We start from the raw sequence: 2,085 nt of genomic DNA on the forward strand, positions 1-2,085 counted from the left end.
CATGCCGCGCAGCGGGCACGGCCCGGCCGTGCGCCGCCAGGAGGAGTCGTCGAGGGCGCTCTGAGCCTCGACCAGGACCGAGATGATCAGGCCGTCATAGTTGGTGGCCGTCCGCGCGAGCTGTCCGTGATCGTCGCGCAGCGCGAGACACAGCCCGCACAGGTGCGCCATCCACGAACTCTGCAGCCGCTCGGACAACCGGTGCTTGCACGGTCTGATGATGCCGAACATGATCCCCCTCGCCGCCCGGGCTCCTGACCAGGCCCGATCCGCCCGACATCATATGATCAGCCGCCCGCTCGGGCCGAGGCTTCGCACGACATCCGCACAGACGACGGCGACGGACGAGCGACGAGCGAGGCACGTGCACGACCGGAGGCGGGTTCCCATATCCGGGATAGCATCGCGGATATGGGAATCGAGACGGCCGCCGACGAGCGGCTCGCCACCCGGCTCGCCGAGCTGCGGGTCGAACGCGGGTGGACGCTGGAGGAGTTGGCGCGGCGGGCGGATGTCAGCCGCTCGACGCTGTCGCGCGTCGAGCGGGCCGAGGTCAGCCCGACCGCCGCGCTGCTCGGGCGGCTCTGTGCCGTCTACGGGCGGACCATGTCCCGGCTGCTCGCCGAGGTCGAGTCCGCCCCGGCCCGGCTGGGATAGGCGACCCCGCGACAGGCGACTCCGCGACAGGCGACTCCGAGACAGGCAACCCCGCGACAGGCGACTCCGAGACAGGCAACCCCGCGATAGGCAACTCCGCGGCAGGCAACCCCGCGACAGGCAACCCCGCCACGGCGACGGCGCCCCGCGAGCGCTTCGACGCCGCCGGGCGCCGCGTCCTGCTGGTCTGCGTCGCGGGCGGGTTCACCACCCTCATCGACCAGTCCGTCCTCAACACCTCCATCCCCGCGCTGCGCGAGAGCCTGCACGCCCAGCCCGCCCACATCCAGTGGATCGTCGCCGGGTACTCGCTCGCCTTCGGACTGGCCCTCATCCCCGGCGGGCGGCTCGGCGACGTCCTCGGCCGCAAGTGGTTCTTCGTGACCAGCCTCGCCCTGTTCACCCTGGTCAGCCTGGTCTCCGCGACCGCCTCGGACCCCGGCGTCCTGATCGCCGCCCGGCTGGTGCAGGGCGCGGGCGCCGGACTCGTCAACTCCCAGATGATCGGCACCCTCCAGGACGTCTTCGAGGGCCAGCTGCGCGCCCGCGCCCTCGGCATGTACGCCGTGACCGGCGGGCTCGCCTTCGCGCTCGGACCACCGGTCGGCGGCGCGGTGCTCGCTGCCGTCGGCCCCGAACACGGCTGGCGGCTGACCTTCCTGCTCAACGTGCCGTTCGGCCTCGCCACAGTCCTGCTCGCTGCGCGCCACCTGCCCCGGCCCCGGCCCAGCGCCCGCGGCGCCAACCTCGACCTCGTCGGGCTGCTGCTCGTCGGTGCGCTCACGCTCGCGCTGATGCTGCCGTTCGTCCAGCCGCCCGCGTGGACGGGGTGGCTCGCGTTCGCCGCCGTCGCCGTGCTCCTGCTCGGCGCCCTCGTGTGGTGGCAGCGCCGCTACGCCCGCTCCGGCGGCCACCCGCTGATCCACCCCGCGCTCACCCGCTCCGCACCGTACGCGCTCGGGACGGCCACGGCGATGGCCCAGTTCGGCTCCTCGCTCGCCGCCGGCCTCGTGCTCACGATGTTCCTCCAGGACGGCCTCGGGCTCTCCCCGATGGGCGCGGCCCTGGTGGCGCTGCCGTCGGCGGTCGCGATGGGCGTCGCGTCCGCGCTCGCGTGGCGGGTCGTGCAGCGCTTCGGCCGACGGACCATCACGGCGGGCATGACCGGCTCCGCACTCGCGATGCTGGCGAGCGGCCTGGTCGCGCACTGGGCCCCCGCCGCCGTCCTGCCCTGGCTGCTCGCCCTGCTCCAACTCCTCGGCGGCGCCTCGGTCGGCCTGATGGGCGCCACCAACCAGTCGTACGTCCTGCGCCACGCCCCGGCGGAGGCGGCCGGGGTCAGCGGCGCGATCCTGCAGATGGCCCAGCGGATCGCGGCGGCGGTGGGAGTCTCGGCCCTGTCGGGCGTCTACCTGCGAGCGACGGACG

The 2,085-nt window shown here is 74.0% G+C and carries 2 protein-coding genes and 1 pseudogene; 2 read left to right on the forward strand and 1 reads right to left on the reverse strand.

What is annotated here, in order from left to right; all coding sequences use genetic code 11:
• A partial coding sequence (locus AB0O00_RS36970) for a DUF5685 family protein (RefSeq protein WP_363659081.1) occupies positions 1-231 on the reverse strand: 231 nt, incomplete at its 3' end.
• A 180-nt stretch (positions 232-411) separates the two neighbouring features.
• On the opposite strand from AB0O00_RS36970, the pseudogene AB0O00_RS36975 reads away from it, so the two are divergent.
• Together AB0O00_RS36975 and AB0O00_RS36980 are read left to right on the forward strand one after the other, a co-directional pair.
• Positions 412-651, forward strand: a pseudogene (locus AB0O00_RS36975) (helix-turn-helix transcriptional regulator); the annotation flags it as partial.
• A 188-nt stretch (positions 652-839) separates the two neighbouring features.
• A partial coding sequence (locus tag AB0O00_RS36980) for an MFS transporter (protein WP_363659082.1) occupies positions 840-2,085 on the forward strand: 1,246 nt, incomplete at its 3' end.

Origin of the sequence: Kitasatospora sp. NPDC093558 (assembly GCF_040683475.1) — a bacterium.
Taxonomy (GTDB): domain Bacteria; phylum Actinomycetota; class Actinomycetes; order Streptomycetales; family Streptomycetaceae; genus Kitasatospora.